Annotated in this window: 18 protein-coding genes; 7 read left to right on the plus strand and 11 right to left on the minus strand. The window is 55.6% G+C overall.

Annotated features, from left to right (window positions below):
- The first annotated feature begins 12 nt into the window (after positions 1-12).
- Positions 13-624 carry a transmembrane anchor protein gene (locus ACR0KL_RS08650; protein ID WP_170666236.1) on the plus strand — a complete coding sequence of 204 codons (612 nt, stop codon included), beginning with the start codon at positions 13-15 and terminating at the stop codon, positions 622-624.
- 153 nt (positions 625-777) lie between these two features.
- Here ACR0KL_RS08650 and ACR0KL_RS08655 read toward each other — a convergent pair whose 3' ends face one another.
- The 3 genes from ACR0KL_RS08655 to ACR0KL_RS08665 form a co-directional block, all read right to left on the minus strand.
- On the minus strand, positions 778-2,046 hold the full coding sequence (locus tag ACR0KL_RS08655) for a sensor histidine kinase (RefSeq protein WP_170678167.1): 1,269 nt from the start codon (positions 2,044-2,046) through the stop codon (positions 778-780).
- A 74-nt stretch (positions 2,047-2,120) separates the two neighbouring features.
- Entirely contained in the window at positions 2,121-2,780 is a 660-nt protein-coding gene (locus tag ACR0KL_RS08660; RefSeq protein ID WP_170642565.1) for a response regulator transcription factor, read from the minus strand.
- Between the two features lie 37 nt (positions 2,781-2,817).
- Positions 2,818-3,405 carry a PepSY domain-containing protein gene (locus ACR0KL_RS08665; RefSeq protein ID WP_480776885.1) on the minus strand — a complete coding sequence of 196 codons (588 nt, stop codon included), beginning with the start codon at positions 3,403-3,405 and terminating at the stop codon, positions 2,818-2,820.
- Between the two features lie 179 nt (positions 3,406-3,584).
- Here ACR0KL_RS08665 and ACR0KL_RS08670 point away from each other — a divergent pair, with 179 nt between their 5' ends.
- A complete protein-coding gene (locus ACR0KL_RS08670; protein ID WP_480776886.1) occupies positions 3,585-4,700 on the plus strand; it encodes a hypothetical protein in 1,116 nt (371 codons plus the stop codon).
- A 239-nt stretch (positions 4,701-4,939) separates the two neighbouring features.
- Here ACR0KL_RS08670 and ACR0KL_RS08675 read toward each other — a convergent pair whose 3' ends face one another.
- Positions 4,940-5,128, minus strand: a complete 189-nt coding sequence (locus ACR0KL_RS08675; RefSeq protein WP_170375770.1) for a hypothetical protein — start codon at positions 5,126-5,128, stop codon at positions 4,940-4,942.
- Between the two features lie 302 nt (positions 5,129-5,430).
- On the opposite strand from ACR0KL_RS08675, the gene ACR0KL_RS08680 reads away from it, so the two are divergent.
- The 5 genes from ACR0KL_RS08680 to ACR0KL_RS08700 all read left to right on the plus strand — a co-directional run bounded on the left by ACR0KL_RS08680 (position 5,431) and on the right by ACR0KL_RS08700 (position 10,633).
- Positions 5,431-5,850 carry a hypothetical protein gene (locus ACR0KL_RS08680; protein ID WP_480554822.1) on the plus strand — a complete coding sequence of 140 codons (420 nt, stop codon included), beginning with the start codon at positions 5,431-5,433 and terminating at the stop codon, positions 5,848-5,850.
- Between the two features lie 357 nt (positions 5,851-6,207).
- Positions 6,208-7,746, plus strand: a complete 1,539-nt coding sequence (locus tag ACR0KL_RS08685) for an FAD-binding domain-containing protein (protein WP_170678163.1) — start codon at positions 6,208-6,210, stop codon at positions 7,744-7,746.
- Between the two features lie 2 nt (positions 7,747-7,748).
- Positions 7,749-7,880, plus strand: a complete 132-nt coding sequence (locus tag ACR0KL_RS08690) for a DUF2256 domain-containing protein (protein WP_170552600.1) — start codon at positions 7,749-7,751, stop codon at positions 7,878-7,880.
- 242 nt (positions 7,881-8,122) lie between these two features.
- Positions 8,123-9,112, plus strand: coding sequence for an FAD-binding domain-containing protein (locus tag ACR0KL_RS08695; protein WP_480554820.1), 990 nt, complete (start codon positions 8,123-8,125; stop codon positions 9,110-9,112).
- Positions 9,113-9,139: 27 nt separating this feature from the next.
- Positions 9,140-10,633, plus strand: coding sequence for a cryptochrome/photolyase family protein (locus ACR0KL_RS08700; protein ID WP_170678159.1), 1,494 nt, complete (start codon positions 9,140-9,142; stop codon positions 10,631-10,633).
- A 75-nt stretch (positions 10,634-10,708) separates the two neighbouring features.
- Here the strand turns inward: ACR0KL_RS08700 and ACR0KL_RS08705 are convergent, their stop codons facing one another.
- The 7 genes from ACR0KL_RS08705 to ACR0KL_RS08735 form a co-directional block, all read right to left on the minus strand.
- Positions 10,709-12,205, minus strand: coding sequence for a mannitol dehydrogenase family protein (locus tag ACR0KL_RS08705; RefSeq protein WP_170678157.1), 1,497 nt, complete (start codon positions 12,203-12,205; stop codon positions 10,709-10,711).
- A complete protein-coding gene (locus ACR0KL_RS08710) occupies positions 12,205-12,978 on the minus strand; it encodes an L-iditol 2-dehydrogenase (RefSeq protein ID WP_170678155.1) in 774 nt (257 codons plus the stop codon). The genes ACR0KL_RS08705 and ACR0KL_RS08710 overlap by 1 nt, the downstream gene beginning before the upstream one ends.
- Positions 12,975-13,979 carry an ABC transporter ATP-binding protein gene (locus tag ACR0KL_RS08715; RefSeq protein WP_170375758.1) on the minus strand — a complete coding sequence of 335 codons (1,005 nt, stop codon included), beginning with the start codon at positions 13,977-13,979 and terminating at the stop codon, positions 12,975-12,977. The genes ACR0KL_RS08710 and ACR0KL_RS08715 overlap by 4 nt, the downstream gene beginning before the upstream one ends.
- Before the next feature lie 11 nt (positions 13,980-13,990).
- Positions 13,991-14,821 (minus strand): carbohydrate ABC transporter permease, encoded by an 831-nt coding sequence (locus tag ACR0KL_RS08720; RefSeq protein WP_068333782.1) that lies wholly within the window; start codon positions 14,819-14,821, stop codon positions 13,991-13,993.
- A 12-nt stretch (positions 14,822-14,833) separates the two neighbouring features.
- Positions 14,834-15,700, minus strand: coding sequence for a carbohydrate ABC transporter permease (locus tag ACR0KL_RS08725; RefSeq protein ID WP_170375757.1), 867 nt, complete (start codon positions 15,698-15,700; stop codon positions 14,834-14,836).
- 109 nt (positions 15,701-15,809) lie between these two features.
- Positions 15,810-17,111, minus strand: coding sequence for an ABC transporter substrate-binding protein (locus tag ACR0KL_RS08730; RefSeq protein ID WP_170471559.1), 1,302 nt, complete (start codon positions 17,109-17,111; stop codon positions 15,810-15,812).
- Between the two features lie 94 nt (positions 17,112-17,205).
- Positions 17,206-18,231 carry a LacI family DNA-binding transcriptional regulator gene (locus ACR0KL_RS08735; RefSeq protein WP_480540341.1) on the minus strand — a complete coding sequence of 342 codons (1,026 nt, stop codon included), beginning with the start codon at positions 18,229-18,231 and terminating at the stop codon, positions 17,206-17,208.
- Positions 18,232-18,681: the final 450 nt, after the last annotated feature.

Here is an 18,681-nt window from a genome sequence, read left to right on the forward strand (position 1 = left end):
GGAGTTCAGAAAATGTTCAACACAGAAAGACCAAGTCTTGAAGAACTGCCAAGCTCGGCTCAGCTTATCCGCTCGACCGTCATTGCAGGTGCGTCTGCCGTCGCGATCCTTGTCACGGTGGTTCTGCCAGCCGAATACGGGATCGACCCGACCGGCGTTGGCCGCGTGCTCGGGCTGCAAGAGATGGGCGAGATTAAATCGCAACTTGCAGACGAGGCCGAAGCAGACCGCAAACTCGAAAGCCAGGATCAGTCGAGCTTGCTGAACGACGTCCTTGGCCTCTTTGTTGGGTCGGCTCATGCGCAAGAGGCCGAGGTCTGGCAGGATGAAACCAGCTTTATACTGACGCCCGGAGAGTCGACTGAATGGAAGCTGGTCATGGAAGAAGGCGCGACGGTTGAGTACCGTATGGTCGTTACAGGCGGTCGGGTGAACTTCGACCTGCATGGTCACGGTGGCGGTCAGTCGATCACCTATGAAAAGGGGCGTGGATCGACCGGTGCCGAAGGCACCATCGAAGCGGCCTTTGCCGGTGAACATGGTTGGTTCTGGCGCAACCGAGACTCTGGTGACGTATCAGTGATGGTTCAAGTCCGCGGGGACTACAGCGAGGTCGTCGATTAAACGAAGCATTCGTCGCGCAGGTTTTCTGCGCGGCGGATCATTTAGGCGAAGGGAGGTTTCGGGCCTTTAGTACCGCATCATGTCAACACGCTGTCCACGCCCGTCTTGGCGCCGTGCGGCGACGCGGTAGGACACTGTCGCCACTTTGCTCATCTATTGGCTATATGTCTCGCGCCCAATGTTCACCTCACAGGCCAAGCCCCCCAGGCGCTTCGATATTCCAAGTTCCAGCGTTCCACCGTAGGCGGCCAATAAATCAACGGAAATCGGCAGCCCCAACCCTGTTCCTTTTACAGAGGTATCGAGTCGACCGCCGGAACGCAGGACCTCAAGCCGGGCCTCCTCTGGGATTCCGGGGCCGTCGTCCTCGACGCGAAGTTCGATGCCTCTTTCCGTTCGCCTCGCGGTGATTTGGAATGTCGTCCGGCTCCACTTGAGGGCATTGTCGAGGAGGTTTCCGATCACTTCCTCGATGTCTTGGGGGTCCATGCGAACGTGAAGACCAGTCTCGCAATTCGAAACAAGCGTCTTCCCCTCGCGTTCGGCCATCACCGAGAACAACCGGGACAGTCGTTCCACCGAATTCGAAAGATCTGTCCTGGAATGCGTTAACTCTCCGGTGTTTGATGCGCGCATGCGCGCAAGTGAACGGCTAAGCTGGGCGTCAATTCGGGTTAGGGCTTCTTCCGCAGGTTCCGTATGTGCGCCGGCGTCTGCGAGTTCTGCCAATTCGTTTCGCAAGATGGCCGTCGGTGTCTTGAGGGCATGTGCCAGATCCGCTGCTTGCCTTCGCGAACCTGAGACAATCTCGCGGTTTCGATGCAGAAGTTTGTTGAGATCTTCCACCAGGGGAGAAACCTCCTCCGGGTAGTCTTCGGGAGCCAACTCATCGCCTCGATCCCAACGATGAGCGACATCGGCGCGCAATTTCCGGAGCGGGCCAACAATGGCGGACATCAACAAAAGAGAGCTTGCCACTCCGATCAACCCAACTAATCCGAAAACCGGGAGCAGGTATCTTTGTGCAGCGCTGCGTTCGTTGATCAGTTCGCTCCTGCTTTCGGCGACAGTTACGCCCCACTCCGTTCCATCTTCGAATGTGATCTTTTGATAGACGCTACGAATGGCTTCGCTATCTGGACCGGAGGTGTTCCAAATGATTGTTTCGTCATTTCCGCGCGGAGGCTCGGCGATCGTTTCATCGAAGAGTGAAGCGGATGTATAGATGGCGCCGGTACTGTCCGTTACTTGCCAATACCGCCCCGAATATGGCGTGCTATAGGCCGGGTCGAATACCAACTGCCGCAGGGTTTCAGGGTCATCCGTGGTGGCGCTGAGGCCAACAACAACCTGCGTGTGCCGGTCTTGTAGCGTTGCGTCGAACTGCTCCAGAACGCGCGTATTGATGTAGGAAAACACCATCAGCGTACCGACCCCTACGGACAGCGCTCCCGAAGCGATACCTCCGAGTAATGCCCGTTGGCGCAACGAGAGCATTAGGCGGAGTCAATCATATAGCCGCGACCCCGGACGGTTGTGATCAAATCGGAGCCCAGTTTCTTGCGCAGGCGGGTCACAAATACTGCAATCGTGTTGGAATCTCGGTCGCCGTCATATTCGTAGATGTGTTCAGACAACTCAGTACGCGACACCATGCGACCGATGTTGTGCGCCAGATAGGTCAGAACAGCGATCTCCTGCGCGGTCAAATCGACAGGTATGCCCCCAACGGTGACCCGACCATTCCGCGTATCCAGAGAAACCTCTCCCATTTCTATCACGGGGTTCAACTGACCGCTCTGACGTCGCAAGATGGCCCGTACCCGCGCCGCCAATTCAGGCATGTGAAACGGTTTGGTCATATAGTCATCCGCGCCAGCATCCAGACCGTCGACGCGTTCGCTCCAGCCATCTCTGGCCGTCAGGATCAAGACCGGGGTTTTGACACCCGCGCTGCGCCATTCGCGCAGGACCGAAATGCCGTCACGCTCAGGCAGGCCGATGTCGAGGATGATCATGTCGTACGGTTCAGTCGACCCCAAATGCAGGGCATCTGTACCATTGTGGGCCACGTCGACCACGCGACCTTCCGCACCCAATAGCTTTTTGACTTGCTCACAAAGCTGGGGTTCGTCTTCAGCAAGGAGTATTCGCATATCCAGAGACTACAGCTAAATCAGCGCGATCTTAACTCTAATTTTTTCCACCGCCATTGCCGCCGCCGTTGCCACCGCCATTGCCGCCGCCGTTGCCACCGCCATTGCCGCCGCCGTTGCCACCGCCATTGCCGCCGCCGTTGCCACCGCCATTGCCGTTTCCATTTCCACCGCCGTTGCCGTTGCCGCCAGCATTGCTTCGGCCCGCACTGTTCCCACGGGTGGCAGAGGCGCTCTGACCGTTGTTGCTTTGGGATTTGGTCGAATTGCGTGCGGCTTCGGAAATCTCGCGCCCGGTACTTGAGCGGTTCGAGACGACTGTGCCGGTTTCGGCGTTCACGATCACGCTTACGATCTTTCCGCCCGGCTTTTTGACCAGAATACGATAGTAGATCTTGTCTGTTTTGAATGCGCGCGCATCAACAGGGGTTCCGCCGTATGCTTTCTTCACGCCTTTGATGACACGGTTCAGCCGTATTGCACTGCCTGACAACGTTGCCATACGCAGTTCAGACTGTTTGAGTTCGCGTGCATCTGCCGCCGCTTGTCCCCCGGACAAGGCGGTTAGCAAAGCTGCAACCAGAAAAAACGCTTTGGCCTGCATAACACCCTCAAACACCTTCATCGAAGACTACTAGGCCAGACATGAACCGATGATGAACAAGCAGTTAGCCCTGCGTTCAAGCGACCTCAAGTTAAATCAGTGGCAAGGGCTTTGATTCGGCTGCGAGTCATACTGCCGAAACACTGTGGTCAACCTCAGCACGCTGATTGCCGTTGCTGAAGGTTTTGAGGAGATTGAAAATGAAAACCACCAAGTGCGGACTGCTAAAAGCTTCGACGATCGCGATTGCCTTGTTGGGGTCCACGGCCATTGTAGCCACCGTCGCAGCTCCTGATTTTGCTTATGCCAAACCAGGCAACGGTAATGGTGGCGGCAATGGCGGTGGAAACGGTGGTGGTAACGGCGGCGGCAACGGCAATGGCGGCGGAAACGGCAACAGCGGCGGCAATGGCGGAGGCAATGGAAACGGCGGCGGGAATGGCAACGGCGCTCAGGGAGATCGCGGAGACAACAGCTCGGCTGGAAATGGTAGCCGTGGCAACGGGGCCGACAAAAGCCGTGGCGGCACCAGAGTCGGGATATTCGGACAAGGGAAAACAAAGTCTCAGTCTGCTCGGTCAGGTACGAAAAAAGGCGGAGGGTTCTCTCTGAAAGATCTGTTCAACGGGAATGGCAAAACCCGCCAAACGACAACCGTTCGAACGCAAAAGGCCAAGGTGCAAAGAACGGTTCGTCAGACTGTCACTGTAGAAGAGTCCAAGCGCCCTGTTTCCCGCACCAAAGGTAATCGTATGGCTGCGCTGCTTGGTGCACATCCGTCCGAGTTGGGTGCCCTGAACGCGGCCAATGCAAGTCCAACGGCCCTCGCCAATGCTGCGCCCAATTCACGGGTTGGCAGAATTGCCACGTACCGCGACACTGTGCTGGCCGGAGAACCCTTGCGTGAGGAACTGGAAGAACAGTTGGAGTTTCTCGAGGGACTGGAAGAGCCAGATCGTACAGTTCAAGAAATCGAGGATGACTTGGAAGTCGCATTGGGTGAGGTTCAAACCAATCGGGACACAGTCGCAGAGCTTGAACAGGCTTTGGAGGACGCGGGCGGTAGCGACCCGGATATCGAAGCACAGCTAGAAGAGGCCCAAGTTGAATTGGACGCTTCGATCGATGAAGCTCAGACTTTGAATGACGAGAGACAGGCAGCCATTGAATACAATGAAGCCGTTGAAGAGGTGGAAGAGCTGACAGAACTTGTTGAAGAGCAAGATCTGGCTGAACGTGAGGCCCTGGAAGCCGCTGCCAACAAGCCTGTCACCGATGCGGTTGAGGAACAGGTCAAAGCGCTGCTGGGACTGTGACCTGAGGCTTACTGGCCATCGCCCGCTTCCACTTCAGGATGAACTGAAGGCTGTAGCGCCGGCGAGCCTTTCGGATACCAATTTGGCAGGTCGACCTAGTCGGCCTGCTAGGCGCAAACTCTTGATGATTGCGATGCGCAACAAGAAAATCCCGCCCCAATTTGGGGCGGGATTTGTGTTACAATTCCCATGTTTAGGACGATAATCGAGAATTGTCGGGGGGGTCAGCTGATTTGTCTTCAGACGTTCTGGTGAGCCTCGGATAGCCGCTTGTTTTTTATGATCTCTGTCAGTGCGTTTTCAATAGGAGGGAAGCGGCTATTGCTCGAATTCATTGTGGTTTGCAGGCGCTCTTCAGCAGATTCGCTAGAGGTCCTCATCGCAATTTCAGTGCTGCGATCTTCAGTCATAAAGGCAGGCTTGACCATTTTGTTCCCCTTGTTTTCGTCAAACGATGTACGTCTCGTTCGATCCAACTTAGTCAGTATGCCTAAAGTTGTTTGAACCCACTGCGAATACACTGTTCACGTTCGGTTAATGTTGTTTACGAAATAAGAACAAACGAATTGTCCGGCCGTGCGCTCCTTCAATTACCCCATTCCAACTTTGCGGTTTGAAAGGTCGTTAGCTGAGGCTGTCGTGCCAACGAACCATCGCGTCATAGTGGGAGACTTCAGCGGTAAGCCAGTCTCCGCCTATTGCATTGGCCAAATCCCGACGGGGATCATAAATGGAAGACGCAGTTAAAGGAGGCAAAAGGATGAAAACGGCTCTAGCAATCACAGCGACGGTGTTCGTAATGCAAACCGGGTCGGTTGCGAGTGCGAGTTTTGACATCCAGTCTCTTGATCTGAGACAGACTGTTGGGTCGCACAATGCTATGCAGCCTGTTCTCGTGAAATCAAAAGCAGGACATTGTCCACCGGGCTTGGCCAAAAAAGCAGTTCCGTGCGTCCCCCCCGGACAAGTCAAACGATACCGAGCTGGGGATTACATCTACGATGGCTATGTGCGCATCAACGATCCCTACAGATATGGTCTGAAAAGAAACGGTTACTATGTGCGGGCCGGAAACTATGTCTACGAGGTAGATCGACGAACGAACGAAGTGCTGAACTTGATCGGTGCAATAGCGGATATTCTCAACTGACGGCCAAATGGCGTAAAAAGAAAACTGGGGAGAATCGGCTGATCCGTAGGCCGTCACGTGCGGCCTTTTCCTGCCATGGGCCAACAACCTCAATTGCTACAATGCGACCCGCCAAAACTGACATTCGTTACAACCGCAAGATTGTGGAGTAGGTTGCGGACGCGGACTAAGCCGTCCTTCGATGTCTGGCAGTGAGCAATTTTGTTGCGCTTTATTGCCAGCAACTAAACCGAGGGAAAGCGCAGTAACGGGCACTACCTGCAGTCGCCGACCTGCAGGCAAAGACGTCGCGATCATTCTGCAAAGACAGTACTTTTTCTGATCCGTTGCATTCCATGACGCGTAGTCACTCAATGAATGACTTGGGTGAGGTGTACGGATTTGCAAGTCGTCTGGTTCAAGCGAGATCTCCGTGTTTTGGATCATGCGACCTTGGCACATGCGGCCAGGGTTGGTCCCGTGCTGCCGCTCTATGTTGTTGAACCCGAGTTTTGGCTGCAGCCCGATGCCTCAGAACGACAATGGAGCTTTGTTTCTGAGACACTTGCGGAATTGCGTGAGGCAACTGCTCAGTTGGGACAGCCACTGGTCGTTCGTATCGGAACAGTGATTGAGACACTTACGGAACTGAAAAAACAGGGATTTCTGGAGGCCTTATGGTCACACGAGGAGACGGGGAACGATTGGACCTATCGCAGGGATCGAGATGTCGCGGCTTGGTGTCGTGACGCAGGTGTCCCTTGGCATGAGATTCAAAACCACGGCGTTATCCGCCGACTGAAATCCCGAGACGGCTGGGCGAACCATTGGGACGCGCAGATGTCGCGACCAACAGAAAAGGCGCCGCAGCTTGCACCCTTGTCCATTGAGCTTGGTGCGCTCCCAAGCAGCAAAGATCTTGGCCTCGCAGGGGCCGTATGTACGGGTCGGCAAATGGGCGGGCGTCAAGTGGGGCTGGGGCTTTTGAACAGCTTTCTGAGCAACAGGAGCATTGACTACCAGCGTGCAATGTCCAGTCCCTTGAGTGGTGCGACGGCATGTTCGCGGCTGTCTCCCTATATTGCGTGGGGCGCGATCTCTGTTCGCGAAATTGCGCAACAGACGGAAAATGCGCGGCGCACGCTTCCCGTGGGCGCAGGGAAATGGCAGAAATCGATGCGATCCTTTTCAGCGCGTTTGCACTGGCATTGTCATTTCATTCAAAAGTTGGAGGACGAACCGCAAATAGAGTTCGAAAACCTTCACCCGCTCTATGATGGCTTGCGCCCCAAGAAACCGGATGCGGTGCTTCTACAAGCATGGTCAACAGGTGAGACAGGGTATCCTTTCTTGGACGCCTGCATGCGATCTCTGCGCGCGACAGGTTGGTTGAATTTCCGCATGCGGGCAATGGTGATGGCAGTCGCAAGCTATCATTTGTGGCTCCATTGGCGCTCGCCGGGCCTGCATCTGGCCAGGATGTTCACCGACTATGAGCCCGGTATCCATTGGAGTCAGGTCCAGATGCAATCTGGCACAACCGGCATCAACACCATCCGTATTTACAACCCCGTCAAACAAGGCCTGGATCAGGATCCGAACGGCATATTCATTCGTCGGTGGGTGCCGGAACTGGCAGAGATACCGGATGCACATCTGCATGATCCATGGAATGCGGATAACGCAGCTGCGGTTCTTGGCCGAAAATACCCAATGCGCGTCTTTGACCATCTGGCGGCGGCAAAGGCTGCGCGAGAAAAAGTGTGGGCGGTGAGGCGCGGGCCGGAATTTCGCGATCGAGCGCACGCAATCGCCACCAAACACGCAAGCCGAAAGGCTGAACGCTCTCGTAAAAGAAAAGCCAAAACACCGCGGAATGTGGCTCAACTTGACCTACCGTTCGGAGACCTCAAGTGAAAATGCGCAAGAAGGCGGATTTACCGCAAAAGATCTGTCCAGTCTGCCAACGTCCCTTCGTGTGGCGCAAGAAATGGGAGAAGGTCTGGGATGACGTCAAATACTGCTCGAAACGCTGCAAGGCTGCCGCATGACTTTGGAATTTCGTGTGGTGGATAACGCTTTTGCACAGCTGAGGTTCGAATCTACGCGCGCCGCAGGATTGAGGCGTTTGGAGCAATTCGTGCCCCGCACTGGACGCGACTATGCGCAAAGCCGAAATTATGACTTTGGCCCCGACCGACGCGGCAATGTATCTACTCTCTCACCCTGGCTGCGACACCGCTTGATAACTGAGGAAGAGGTTCTTTCACGCGTTCTGTCCGCACATGGTGAAATGGTTGCCGACAAGTTCATTCACGAAGTGTTTTGGCGCACGTATTTCAAAGGCTGGTTGGAGCAACGGCCAAGTGTTTGGTTTAGCTACCAAAGAAACTTGGTAGCGCAAGTGGAGCGTTTGGAAGCCGATACAACGTTGAATGCGGCGTATCGGGATGCTGTGTCAGGCCGCACAGGTATCGAGTGTTTTGATTTCTGGATGCGCGAGTTAAGCGCAACGGGATATCTCCATAACCACGTAAGGATGTGGGTGGCCTCCATTTGGATTTTCACGCTCAGACTCCCTTGGGAACTGGGCGCAGATGTCTTCATGCGCCACCTTGTCGACGGCGATCCGGCGTCAAATACCCTGAGTTGGCGTTGGGTGGCGGGTCTCCACACAAAGGGAAAAACCTATCTCGCGCGCGCCGACAATATCGCGAAATACACCGATGGACGGTTTCAGCCCCAAGGCTTGGCCAACGTCGCTGAGCCACTGGTTGAAGCAACAGATCATCCGCGCATCGAAATCCGCCCGCAGTCAGAAAAACCCCTCTCAAAGCCGTATCTGCTGCTGGTGACAGAGGAAGACATGTCCGCAGCAGATGCCGTCTCGTTGCGCCCCGCAAGCGTGGTCGGCCTAACGGCTACACATGGTCGTTCGCCGGGTCCGGTCGGTGACTTGCCGTCTGCTTTTGTCAAACAAGCAATGAATAGCGCACTCTCGCCGTTCGGAGAGATTGGACAAGTCAAGGACGATTGGTCCGAGCCCCTGATCAAGGCGGCTCATACAAATAAAGTTGATACGATTGTCACAGCCTATTGTCCTATCGGTCCGACACGGGTGCGCTTGGACCGTGCCGTACCAAAGCTGAACGAGGCCGGCATTGATCTGCGTCGTATCTGGCGCCCTTACGATGCGCACGCGTGGCCACACGCCAGAGCAGGGTTCTTTGGCTTCAAGAAGAAGATCCCGTCCATAATGCAGGTCCTGAATCTGACCCGCTAGCCGTGTAAACAAAACCGGGAAAACGCCGTGACATACGCCGCAATTGTGCTTCCAAATCAAATTTTTGCAGAACACCCCGCATTTGAATTGCCGTTGCAAAAGGTGATCTTGTTCGAAGATCCGTTGTTCTTCGGAGACCCGCAGTATCCCGCCAAAATGCACAAGCAGAAGCTCTGGCTCCATAGGGCGAGCATGGCTCGATATCGCCAAGAGCTCGAGATCAAGGGCTTTGATGTGGACCTCTTTAAGTATGAGCCCTCGACCAAAGCGTGCCTGCATTTGTTCGAGCGGCTTTCTCTGGATCAGATTTCTCGGGTCGCGATGGCTGATCCCGTAGATTCAGTCGTGGAAAAGCGTTTGAGTGAGGCATCGCAAGCAACAGGAATTGCGATCGAATTCCTTCCTTCGCCCGGCTTTCTGAACACACGTGCCAGCAATCAGGCCTGGTCTGCCGGCCGAAAACGTTGGTTTATGGCGGAATATTACAAAAGCCAGCGACGCCGATTGAACATTTTGCTTGAGAACGATATGCCATTGGGCGGCCAGTGGAGTTTCGACGAAGACAATCGCAAAAAGGTTCCAAAAGCCCTGCTACAAAGCTTGCCTTGGATCGACTGGCCGCAGCACGACAGTGTGGACCAAGCGGCGAAAGACAATGTTCTGTCTGAATTTCCCGACGCGCGCGGACATCTCGATACCCTTTATTATCCTACTTCGCACGCGGCTGCACTGGCGTGGCTTCACCAGTTTTTGGAACGGCGTTTCGACCGGTTCGGTGACTTTGAGGATGCGATTGTTGAGGGCGAAAGCTGGCTTTGGCATGCTGTCCTCACACCTGCATTGAACATTGGCTTGATCACGCCAAGGCAAGTCATTGACGCGACTCTGAACCATGCCCAGCGCAAGAAGACGCCCCTCAACTCTGTAGAGGGGTTTATCCGTCAGATCATAGGTTGGAGAGAGTTCATGCGCGCCACCTATGAAGATTTGGGCGTACGTATGCGCACAACCAATCATTGGCGTCACAACCGACCAATGCCTTCCTCCTTCTATGACGGCACAACAGGGATAGACCCGATTGACGATACGATCAGACGGATCCTGCAGACTGGCTACTGTCACCACATCGAAAGGCTGATGGTACTCGGCGGGTTTATGTTCTTGTGTGAAATCAAGCCAGACGACGTCTACCTGTGGTTCATGGAAATGTTCGTGGACAGCTACGATTGGGTCATGGTTCCAAATGTTTATGCAATGAGTCAAAACGCGGATGGGGGGCTGATCACGACCAAGCCTTATTTTTCCGGATCAAACTACATTCGGAAGATGAGCCATTGGGGCAAAGGCGAATGGGCCGAGATTTGGGACGGCTTGTATTGGCGCTTCATTTTCAAACATAGAGACACGCTTTCAAAAAATCCGCGTTGGGCCATGATGTGTCGCACAGGCGATAGGATGTCGCTGGAAACAAAAGAGAAGCATCTGGAAAAGGCCAACTCTTTTCTGGCCGAATTGAACTGAGTGCAACTACGGTTCCGCTCAATAAGGGTTAGGGAAGTTTACGCCCATTGCGTGTCACGATTAGTGTCGCTTTGCCTATGTGGTGGCATAGTCGGTAACCGCTGCTCGGCAACCAACTTGCCAGATTGTGGACAGCCAAGCGGAAAACGCTTCTGCAAACCGCGTGTTGCCAGCTAGCTCACCATAATACTGGCTTTGCTCGATCCACAATTTCGCATCGGCCTTGGAGGCCCGAGCAGTGTTTTGCAAATGCTCCCATTGGGGGTCGTTTGGCGCGATCTCCGAGCCATCTTCACGAACGCCTGCGCACATCCGGCACCAGAAGGCTTCGGCCAGTGCCAAACCAGTCAGAGAACGGCCGGAAGCAATGGCATCGCGCAACGAAGGCAGCAAGAACCCGGGATGTCGTGAAGACCCGTCAAATGCCACGCGACGTGTCGTGTCGCGGATGGTGCTGTTTGCAAATCGCTTTTCAACCAATCCAAGATATTCAGTTGGCGTGGTGCCAGGAACGGCTTCGACATAGGGCAAGATCTCTTCTGTCTGAACCTTCTTGAAAAACGCTACGATGTCCGGATCCTGCATGCAGTCTGAAATCGTCGGTACGTTCAGAATTTCCCCAATATTGGCAAGCAGCTGATGACCTCCGTTCAGGATGCGCAGCTTCATCATTTCATATCCGTGAACATCGTGTGTCATCGTGACCCCAGCCTGTTCGAGGGGCGGTCGCCCGGCACAGAAGTCATCCTCGACGACCCATTGACGAAAATTCTCATGCGAGACCGGAGCGCGATCGTCGATTCCAAGCGCCCGACATTGCGAAATGACCTGCTCGGTCGTCGCGGGCACGATGCAATCCACCATCGAGTTCGGGAATGCGCCCTTTTGGGCGATCCAATCCGCCAGCTCCGTGTCGACCAGACGTGCCAAACCAACAATGCAGGTTTTTAGTATTGCGCCGTTGCCCTGAAGATTGTCGCAGCTAAGCGCCGTAAACGGTTCCAATCCATTCTCACGTCTTTGCCTGTATGACTCGACCATCGCACCGAAAACTGTGCGTGGCTCATGCGGGTTCTTCGCGTCGTACCTTATGTCTTCATGATCCAAGTTGAACACGCCGGTGTTGGCATCCAGAAAATAGCCGCCCTCGGTTACAGTCAGGGACACAATTCTGATAGACGGATCAGCCATCCGGCGGATGAGTGCTGCGTTACCTGCCTCAATCGGCAGATAGTCGATCATCGGGCCTATGACCTCTGCGGATATTCCTTGTGGATCCAACTCGATCAACGTGGTCAGGCAATCCTGCGCCAACAGCCTCTCACGCATCTCAGCGTCGTAGCTGCGCACTCCGGCTCCGATAATGCCCCAATCGTAGGCTTGGCCCTGCTGCAAGAGCTGATGAATGTACCACGCCTGGTGGGCGCGGTGGAAATTTCCAAGACCGATATGAACAATGCCCGGCGTCAGCTCCGAACGCTTATAGTTAGGGGTGCCGACAGTCGCTGGGAGGTCTGCAAGCCTGTCTTGCCGCAGCTGGATCAGAGGGTTTGAGTGTGCCACAGGGTTCATCAGCTCATCCAATTTCCACCGTCGACATTGTAGGTTTGTGCAACGATGTATTTTGCCTCGTCCGAGGCGAGAAACACTGCCATGCCCGTCAGGTCTTCGGCCCGGCCCATGCGGCCATAGGGAACGGCAGCGGCCACTTCGCGTTTCTTCTGTCCCGGCAGTTTACCTTCGTGTTTGGCAAAGAACGCATCGACGCCGTCCCAGTGTTCGCCGTCCACCACACCTGGCGCGATCGCGTTCACGTTGATCCCGTGCGCGATCAGGTTCAAGCCCGCAGATTGGGTCAGGGAAATGATCGCGGCCTTGCTGGCACAATAGACGGCGACCAGCGGTTCACCGCGCCGCCCGGCTTGCGACGCCATATTGATGATCCGGCCTTTGGTGCCATGTGCGATCATATGGCGCGCGACGGCTTGCATGGTGAACAAGGCACCGGCAACGTTGATGTCAAAGACGCGCTCATAGTCGACGCGCTCAATCTCGACAATCGGGGCGGCTGTGAAGATCGCGGCGTTGTTGACCAGGATGTCAATTGGGCCGAAATGCGATGCCGTGCGGGCGACGGCGTCGTCGATACTCTGCTGGTTTGTCACGTCCATTTCGACAGCCAGAGCGGACGCGCCGATCTCGGCTGCGGCCTGTTTAGCGCGTTCGATGTCGATATCCGCGATGGCAACGCGTGCGCCTTCCGCGACATAGGATTTGGCAAAGGCCAGCCCGATGCCGCGCGCGGCACCGGTGATCAGAGCGATTTTGCCATTCAGACGGGTCATTCGATCCGCAGTCCTTTTTCATCGAAGCGGTGGATGACGTCGGCCCGTGGCGTCAGGTGAATACGATCCCCGTGACGGAACCCAACCTCGCCATCGGCGCGAACCGTGATCGTTTCGGCCAGTCCGGTGTCGTGGACATGGAAGAAGGTGTCTGAACCCAAATGCTCCGAGACGCTGACAACCCCGGACCACTCGCCCTCGGTTTCCGAAACAGCGATATGTTCCGGGCGGATGCCGATGGTTTTCGCGCCATGTTTTGCGGCCTCTTCACCCTCGATGAAGTTCATTTTGGGGGAGCCGATGAAGCCCGCAACAAACAAGTTACGAGGTGTACGATAAAGCTCCAGCGGGCTGCCGACCTGTTCGATCACTCCGGCCTGAAGGACGACGATCTTGTCAGCCATGGTCATGGCTTCGACCTGATCGTGGGTCACGTAGATCATAGTGGTCGCTAGACGTTCATGCAGCTCGCTGATCTCAAGCCGCATGCCAACGCGTAGTGCCGCGTCGAGGTTGGATAGAGGTTCGTCGAACAGAAACGCCGCAGGTTCGCGCACGATTGCGCGCCCGATGGCGACCCGCTGGCGTTGGCCGCCGGACAGCTGGCCGGGGCGACGGTCGAGATAATCGGTCAGGTTTAGGACGCTGGCGGCACCTTCGACCCGCTTATCGATCTCAGCCTGATCCAGCTTCGCCATCCGAAGAGGAAAGGCGATGTTCTTGCGCACGGTCATATGGGGGTAGAGCGCATAGGACTGGAAAACCATCGCCAGCCCTCGTTTCGCGGGAGGGACATCGGTGGCATCCGCGCCGTCGATGTCGATAGAGCCCGAGGTGATATCCTCTAACCCTGCGATCAGACGCAGCAGGGTGGACTTACCGCAGCCCGAGGGGCCGACGAAGACGGTGAACTCGCCATCTTCGATGGTCAGGTCCAGCGGTGGAATGACCTGCACGTCGCCGAAGCTTTTGGTCACGGACTTGAGTTGAATACGTCCCATGTGTCGTTTCCTTATTTCACAGCGCCGAAGGTCAGGCCGCGGACAAGTTGTTTCTGGCTGAACCAGCCAAGGATCAGGATTGGTGCAATCGCCATGGTCGAGGCCGCGCTGAGCTTGGCAAAGAACAGGCCTTCGGGGCTGGAGTAGCTGGCGATGAACGCTGTTAGCGGAGCCGCGTCGACGGCAGTGAGGTTGAGGGTCCAGAACGCCTCGTTCCAAGCCAGAATGAAGTTCAGCAGCACGGTCGAAGCGATGCCGGGGATGGCCATTGGCGTCAGGACGTAGAGAATTTCTTCTTTCAATGTCGCCCCGTCCATCCGTGCAGCTTCCAGAATTTCACCCGGAATTTCGCGGAAATAGGTGTACAGCATCCAGACGATGATCGGCAGGTTGATGAGCATCAGGACGACGACCAGCCCTCCGCGCGTATCCAGCAGGCCCAACCGAATGAACAGCAGGTAGATTGGGTAGAGAACGCCGACCGCAGGCAACATCTTGGTCGACAGCATCCAAAGTAGAATGTCCTTGGTGCGCTTGGACGGAACGAAGGCCATCGCCCATGCGGCGGGGACGGCGATGATGACGCCCAGAATGGTCGAGCCCCCGGCTATGATGACCGAATTCCATAGGAACCGCATATAGTCGGACCGTTCCTGCACGATGGCGTAGTTTTCCAGCGTCCAGTTGAAGTTCAGGAACAACGGTGGGCTGGCGATTGCCTGCGCCTCGGTCTTGAAGCTGGTCAGGATGGTCCAGAGTATCGGGAAAAAGATCAGCAAACCAACGGCCCAGGCGAGGGCGGTATTCAGCGATTTGCGGCGGGTTGTGACAGCGCGGGCCATGATCTTACCTCCTCACGCGTCCAGGTTCTTGCCGACGATGCGCATCAGGAAGATCGCAACGATGTTGGCTAAGATGATTGCGTAGACACCTCCGGCTGATCCGAGGCCAACGTTCTGGCTCTCCAGCACGCGCTGGAAGATCAGGTAGGTGAGTGTACGGGTGCCGAATGCGCCGCCGGTGGTCACGAAAATCTCAGCGAAGATCGACAAAAGGAAGATTGTCTGGATCAGGATCACGATGGTGATCGCGCGGCTCAGATGCGGCAGGATGATGTGGTAGAACCGCTTCAGGACCGGCGCGCCGTCCATCTCAGCCGCTTCCAACTGCTCACTGTCCAGCGATTGGATCGCGGTCAACAGGATCAGCGTCGCGAATGGCAGCCACTGCCAAGATACGATCATGATGATCGAGGTCATAGACGCCTCGGACAGCCACGAGATCGGCTCGGCCCCGAAAAAGCGCCACAGATGGGCCAACAGGCCGTTTACCGGATCCATGAACATGTTCTTCCAGACCAATGCAGACACGGTTGGCATGACGAAGAAGGGTGCGATCACGAGGATGCGGACAACACCTTGGCCCCACATCGGTTGGTCCAGAAGCATCGCCAGAAGGATGCCCAGGATAACGGTGATGACCAGAACCCCTCCGACGATCACAAGCGTTGCCTGAACCGCGGGCCAGAAGGAACTGGACGATACGAACCGGACGTAGTTGTCGAAGCCGACCCAGCCCAGATCCCCACCGCGCAGGGGCAGATATTTCTTGAAGGAAAAATACAGCGTCATCGTCAGGGGCACGAGCATCCAGCCAAGTAGCAGGACCACTGCGGGTGCCATCATCAGGCGCGCGACGGATCGGGAGTGTTGAGTAGCCATTACGCAAACCCTCTCTGTTCAGGCGTAGCTTAGCCTGCGAGAAAAATGTGGGTTGTGGAAGGGGTGAGCGGGGGGGCAGCTCTTCTGCCCGCCCGCGTGGGAGGATGCCTCAGTACCCTGCGGCTTCCATTTCTTCGGCGGTGAAGGCCTGCGCTTTGGCAAGTGCTTCCTCAACCGTTTGCTGTCCGGCGTAGACTGCCGAGAACTCTTGGCTGACCTGTGTCGCAATACCCGCGAACTCTGGGATCGCAGCGAACTGGATGCCAACATATGGGACAGGTTTGACCGTTGGGTTGTTTGGATCAGCGGACAGGATCGAGTCCAGCGTCATCTTGGCAAACGGAACCTTCTGGTATTCCGGGTTCTCATACAAAGAGGAGCGCGCGCCCGGCGGTACATTTGCCCAACCTTCGTTTTCAGCAACTAGCTCAATATAGTCTTTAGACGTTGCCCATTCGATGAACTGCTTGGCTGCGTCTTCTTGCTGTGTACCGGCCGGAATGGCCAGTGCCCAAGCCCAAAGCCAATTGGAGCGTTTGCCCAATCCGGTGTCGGGTGCCAGCGCAAAACCAACGCTGTCCGCGACGGTCGAGTCGTCCGGGTTGGTCACGAATGACGCCGCAACAGTGGCGTCGATCCACATGCCGCACTTGCCTTGCTGGAACAATGACAGGTTCTCATTAAACCCGTTGGTAGCATAGCCTGCCGGACCGGATTCCGTCATCATTTCAACGTAGAAGTTCAGCGTGTCAGACCATTCGGGCTGATCGAACTGGGGCTTCCAATCTTCGTCGAACCAGCGCGCGCCGAAGGAGTTAGACATCGCCGTGATGAACGCGCCGCCTTCACCCCAACCGGCTTTGCCACGTAGGCAGATGCCGTTGATGTCGGCGTCTCTGTCGGTCATCGCCGCCGCTGCTTCTTTGATGAATTGCCAGCTAGGCGCCTCGGGCATTTCCATGCCCGCCTTTTCCATCAGGTCAGTGCGGTACATGATCATCGAGCTTTCGCCGTAGAACGGCGCCGCATACAGCGTTCCGTCATGGCTTAGACCGCCCGACATCGCCGGCAAAATGTCACCGACGTCGTACTCTTCGGAAAGTCCGTCAAGCGGAACCAGCCAGCCATTTGCGCCCCAAATCGGGGTCTCGTACATACCAATGGTCATGATGTCGAACTGACCACCTTTGGTGGTGATGTCAGTGGTCACGCGCTGGCGCAGTACGTTTTCTTCCAGCGTCACCCACTCGACGTCAATGCCGGTCGCTTCGGTGAATTTGTCGGTGTAGCCCTGCATCCGGATCATGTCGCCGTTGTTTACGGTGGCGATCGTGATGGATTGTGCGTGGGCCGCGGCCGTCGCGACGAACGTCAAAGCAGTCGCCGCACGAAGTGCGTGTTTCAGATACATCCCTGTCCTCCCTGAGCTTGGATGTCGTGTAGAGAGGGTAGTTCAAGATTTGTCGCGGCGTCAATAAAAACTTTACGCGCGTTAATTTTTGACGTTATGCGGATTCCCTGAGAACCAATCGGGCCGGGAAGAGGGTTTCTGTCCGATTCTCAAATTTCCCACCGTTTTCAATGAGTTCGAAAAGCGTTTCGACACTTCGGGCCGCCACATTGTCGTAGTCATGCGCCGCGGTTGTCAGTGAGGGGCATGTGAATTTTGCAAAGGGATGATCGTCGTTCGAGGCCACCCGCAGAGTACAGTCGGCTTTCCGCCCGACGCGAATCCCCTGCTCAAAACACGCCGCCAGAAAGCCGATTGCCAATCGGTCATTGCTGCACAAAACCGAGTCCGTGCGTAACTTGCGTTCATCCAAAACCTTGAGCGCACCCTGTCGACCAATCTCCTCAAAGGCCCAGCCAGCGCCTTCGATTTTGATCACATGCGGTTCAAAACCCAGGCGCTCCATCACCTCGACATAGGCCTTCCGCCGCTTGTTGGCATTGGGGTTTGCAGGTGTCCGCATTTCGAAGAACGAGGGTGGCTCGCCAGTGCGGGTCATGTATTCCACGGTCTGAGACACAAAGCTGAAGTTGTCGGACCCGATAAACGCCGCGCCCAAACCGTCAAGGTTACTGTCGAACAGAACCGTCGGCACACTGGCACAGAATTTCTCGATCGCTGACTTGTCAGAGATACGCCCCAAAGGCGCCAACAACACGCCCGCAGGTTTCAAAGATTGCAAACCGTCCAGGATTTCGTTTTCCAGTTTCTGTTCACCGTGAGCGCTGAAAAGGAACGGACGATACCCCGCTGCAATACAGCTTTGTTCAAGATACCGAGCGATTTCAGCAAAGAACGGATCAGCCAGATAGGGCACGACAATGCCGATATTCTTGGTCAGTTTACGGTTCTGGTTCACCGCATAGATGTTCGGGCGATAGTCAAACCGCTCCAGCGCCTCTTCGATACGCGCTCTTGTCGTTGGGCGAACGCTATCGGGATCGTGGAAGTATTTGGACACAGTGGGCCGCGAGATTCCGCTGAGCGCCGCGAACTCTTCCATATTCTTGATTTTGGTCATGCCAGTCTGCCTGCGGATCACAGCCGCTTTGATCTTATCTTACTTTTACATATTCTTTGCGCGCGCTAAAAAGATCAATAGCCAGGCAAGTTCTGTTTGTTTCTGTACGCAAGCGGTTTGAATGTATCTCGGGATTGATATCGGAGCATCGGCGGTCAAGCTTGTTTGATCGAATTTTCGCGACGTCCTCAATGGGGACTACAACGTCTCCGCAACACCCCGGCTGGTCAGAGCAGCACCCAAACCTTTGGTGGAAGGCGACGCTTGATGAGTTGAACCAGCTTTCAGGGCCAATCGCACTATCAGTGCGATCGAATGACCTTGTTTCAGTCATTTTCTTTAGGCACGTGGGTCGGTTTTCTACCATCGTAGATAAACGCGTTTCAAACGCATTCGATCTGCTCGCATGTTTGCAGGAATTGGAACTCAGGGCTTTTGCAACGCAGGCAA

It is taken from the genome of Ruegeria sp. C8 (genome assembly GCF_056537565.1).

Coding starts and splice junctions, on each gene's coding strand:
- ACR0KL_RS08655 (WP_170678167.1), bottom strand. CDS start 2,046: ATGGTGTTTTCCTACATCAATACGCGCGTTCTGGAGCAGTTCGACGCA.
- ACR0KL_RS08720 (WP_068333782.1), bottom strand. CDS start 14,821: ATGGCCCGCGCTGTCACAACCCGCCGCAAATCGCTGAATACCGCCCTC.
- ACR0KL_RS08670 (WP_480776886.1), top strand. CDS start 3,585: ATGAAAACCACCAAGTGCGGACTGCTAAAAGCTTCGACGATCGCGATT.
- ACR0KL_RS08660 (WP_170642565.1), bottom strand. CDS start 2,780: ATGCGAATACTCCTTGCTGAAGACGAACCCCAGCTTTGTGAGCAAGTC.
- ACR0KL_RS08735 (WP_480540341.1), bottom strand. CDS start 18,231: ATGACCAAAATCAAGAATATGGAAGAGTTCGCGGCGCTCAGCGGAATC.
- ACR0KL_RS08685 (WP_170678163.1), top strand. CDS start 6,208: ATGACTTGGGTGAGGTGTACGGATTTGCAAGTCGTCTGGTTCAAGCGA.
- ACR0KL_RS08680 (WP_480554822.1), top strand. CDS start 5,431: ATGGAAGACGCAGTTAAAGGAGGCAAAAGGATGAAAACGGCTCTAGCA.
- ACR0KL_RS08710 (WP_170678155.1), bottom strand. CDS start 12,978: ATGACCCGTCTGAATGGCAAAATCGCTCTGATCACCGGTGCCGCGCGC.
- ACR0KL_RS08715 (WP_170375758.1), bottom strand. CDS start 13,979: ATGGGACGTATTCAACTCAAGTCCGTGACCAAAAGCTTCGGCGACGTG.
- ACR0KL_RS08650 (WP_170666236.1), top strand. CDS start 13: ATGTTCAACACAGAAAGACCAAGTCTTGAAGAACTGCCAAGCTCGGCT.
- ACR0KL_RS08675 (WP_170375770.1), bottom strand. CDS start 5,128: ATGGTCAAGCCTGCCTTTATGACTGAAGATCGCAGCACTGAAATTGCG.
- ACR0KL_RS08730 (WP_170471559.1), bottom strand. CDS start 17,111: ATGTATCTGAAACACGCACTTCGTGCGGCGACTGCTTTGACGTTCGTC.
- ACR0KL_RS08665 (WP_480776885.1), bottom strand. CDS start 3,405: ATGAAGGTGTTTGAGGGTGTTATGCAGGCCAAAGCGTTTTTTCTGGTT.
- ACR0KL_RS08690 (WP_170552600.1), top strand. CDS start 7,749: ATGCGCAAGAAGGCGGATTTACCGCAAAAGATCTGTCCAGTCTGCCAA.
- ACR0KL_RS08725 (WP_170375757.1), bottom strand. CDS start 15,700: ATGGCTACTCAACACTCCCGATCCGTCGCGCGCCTGATGATGGCACCC.
- ACR0KL_RS08705 (WP_170678157.1), bottom strand. CDS start 12,205: ATGAACCCTGTGGCACACTCAAACCCTCTGATCCAGCTGCGGCAAGAC.
- ACR0KL_RS08695 (WP_480554820.1), top strand. CDS start 8,123: ATGGTTGCCGACAAGTTCATTCACGAAGTGTTTTGGCGCACGTATTTC.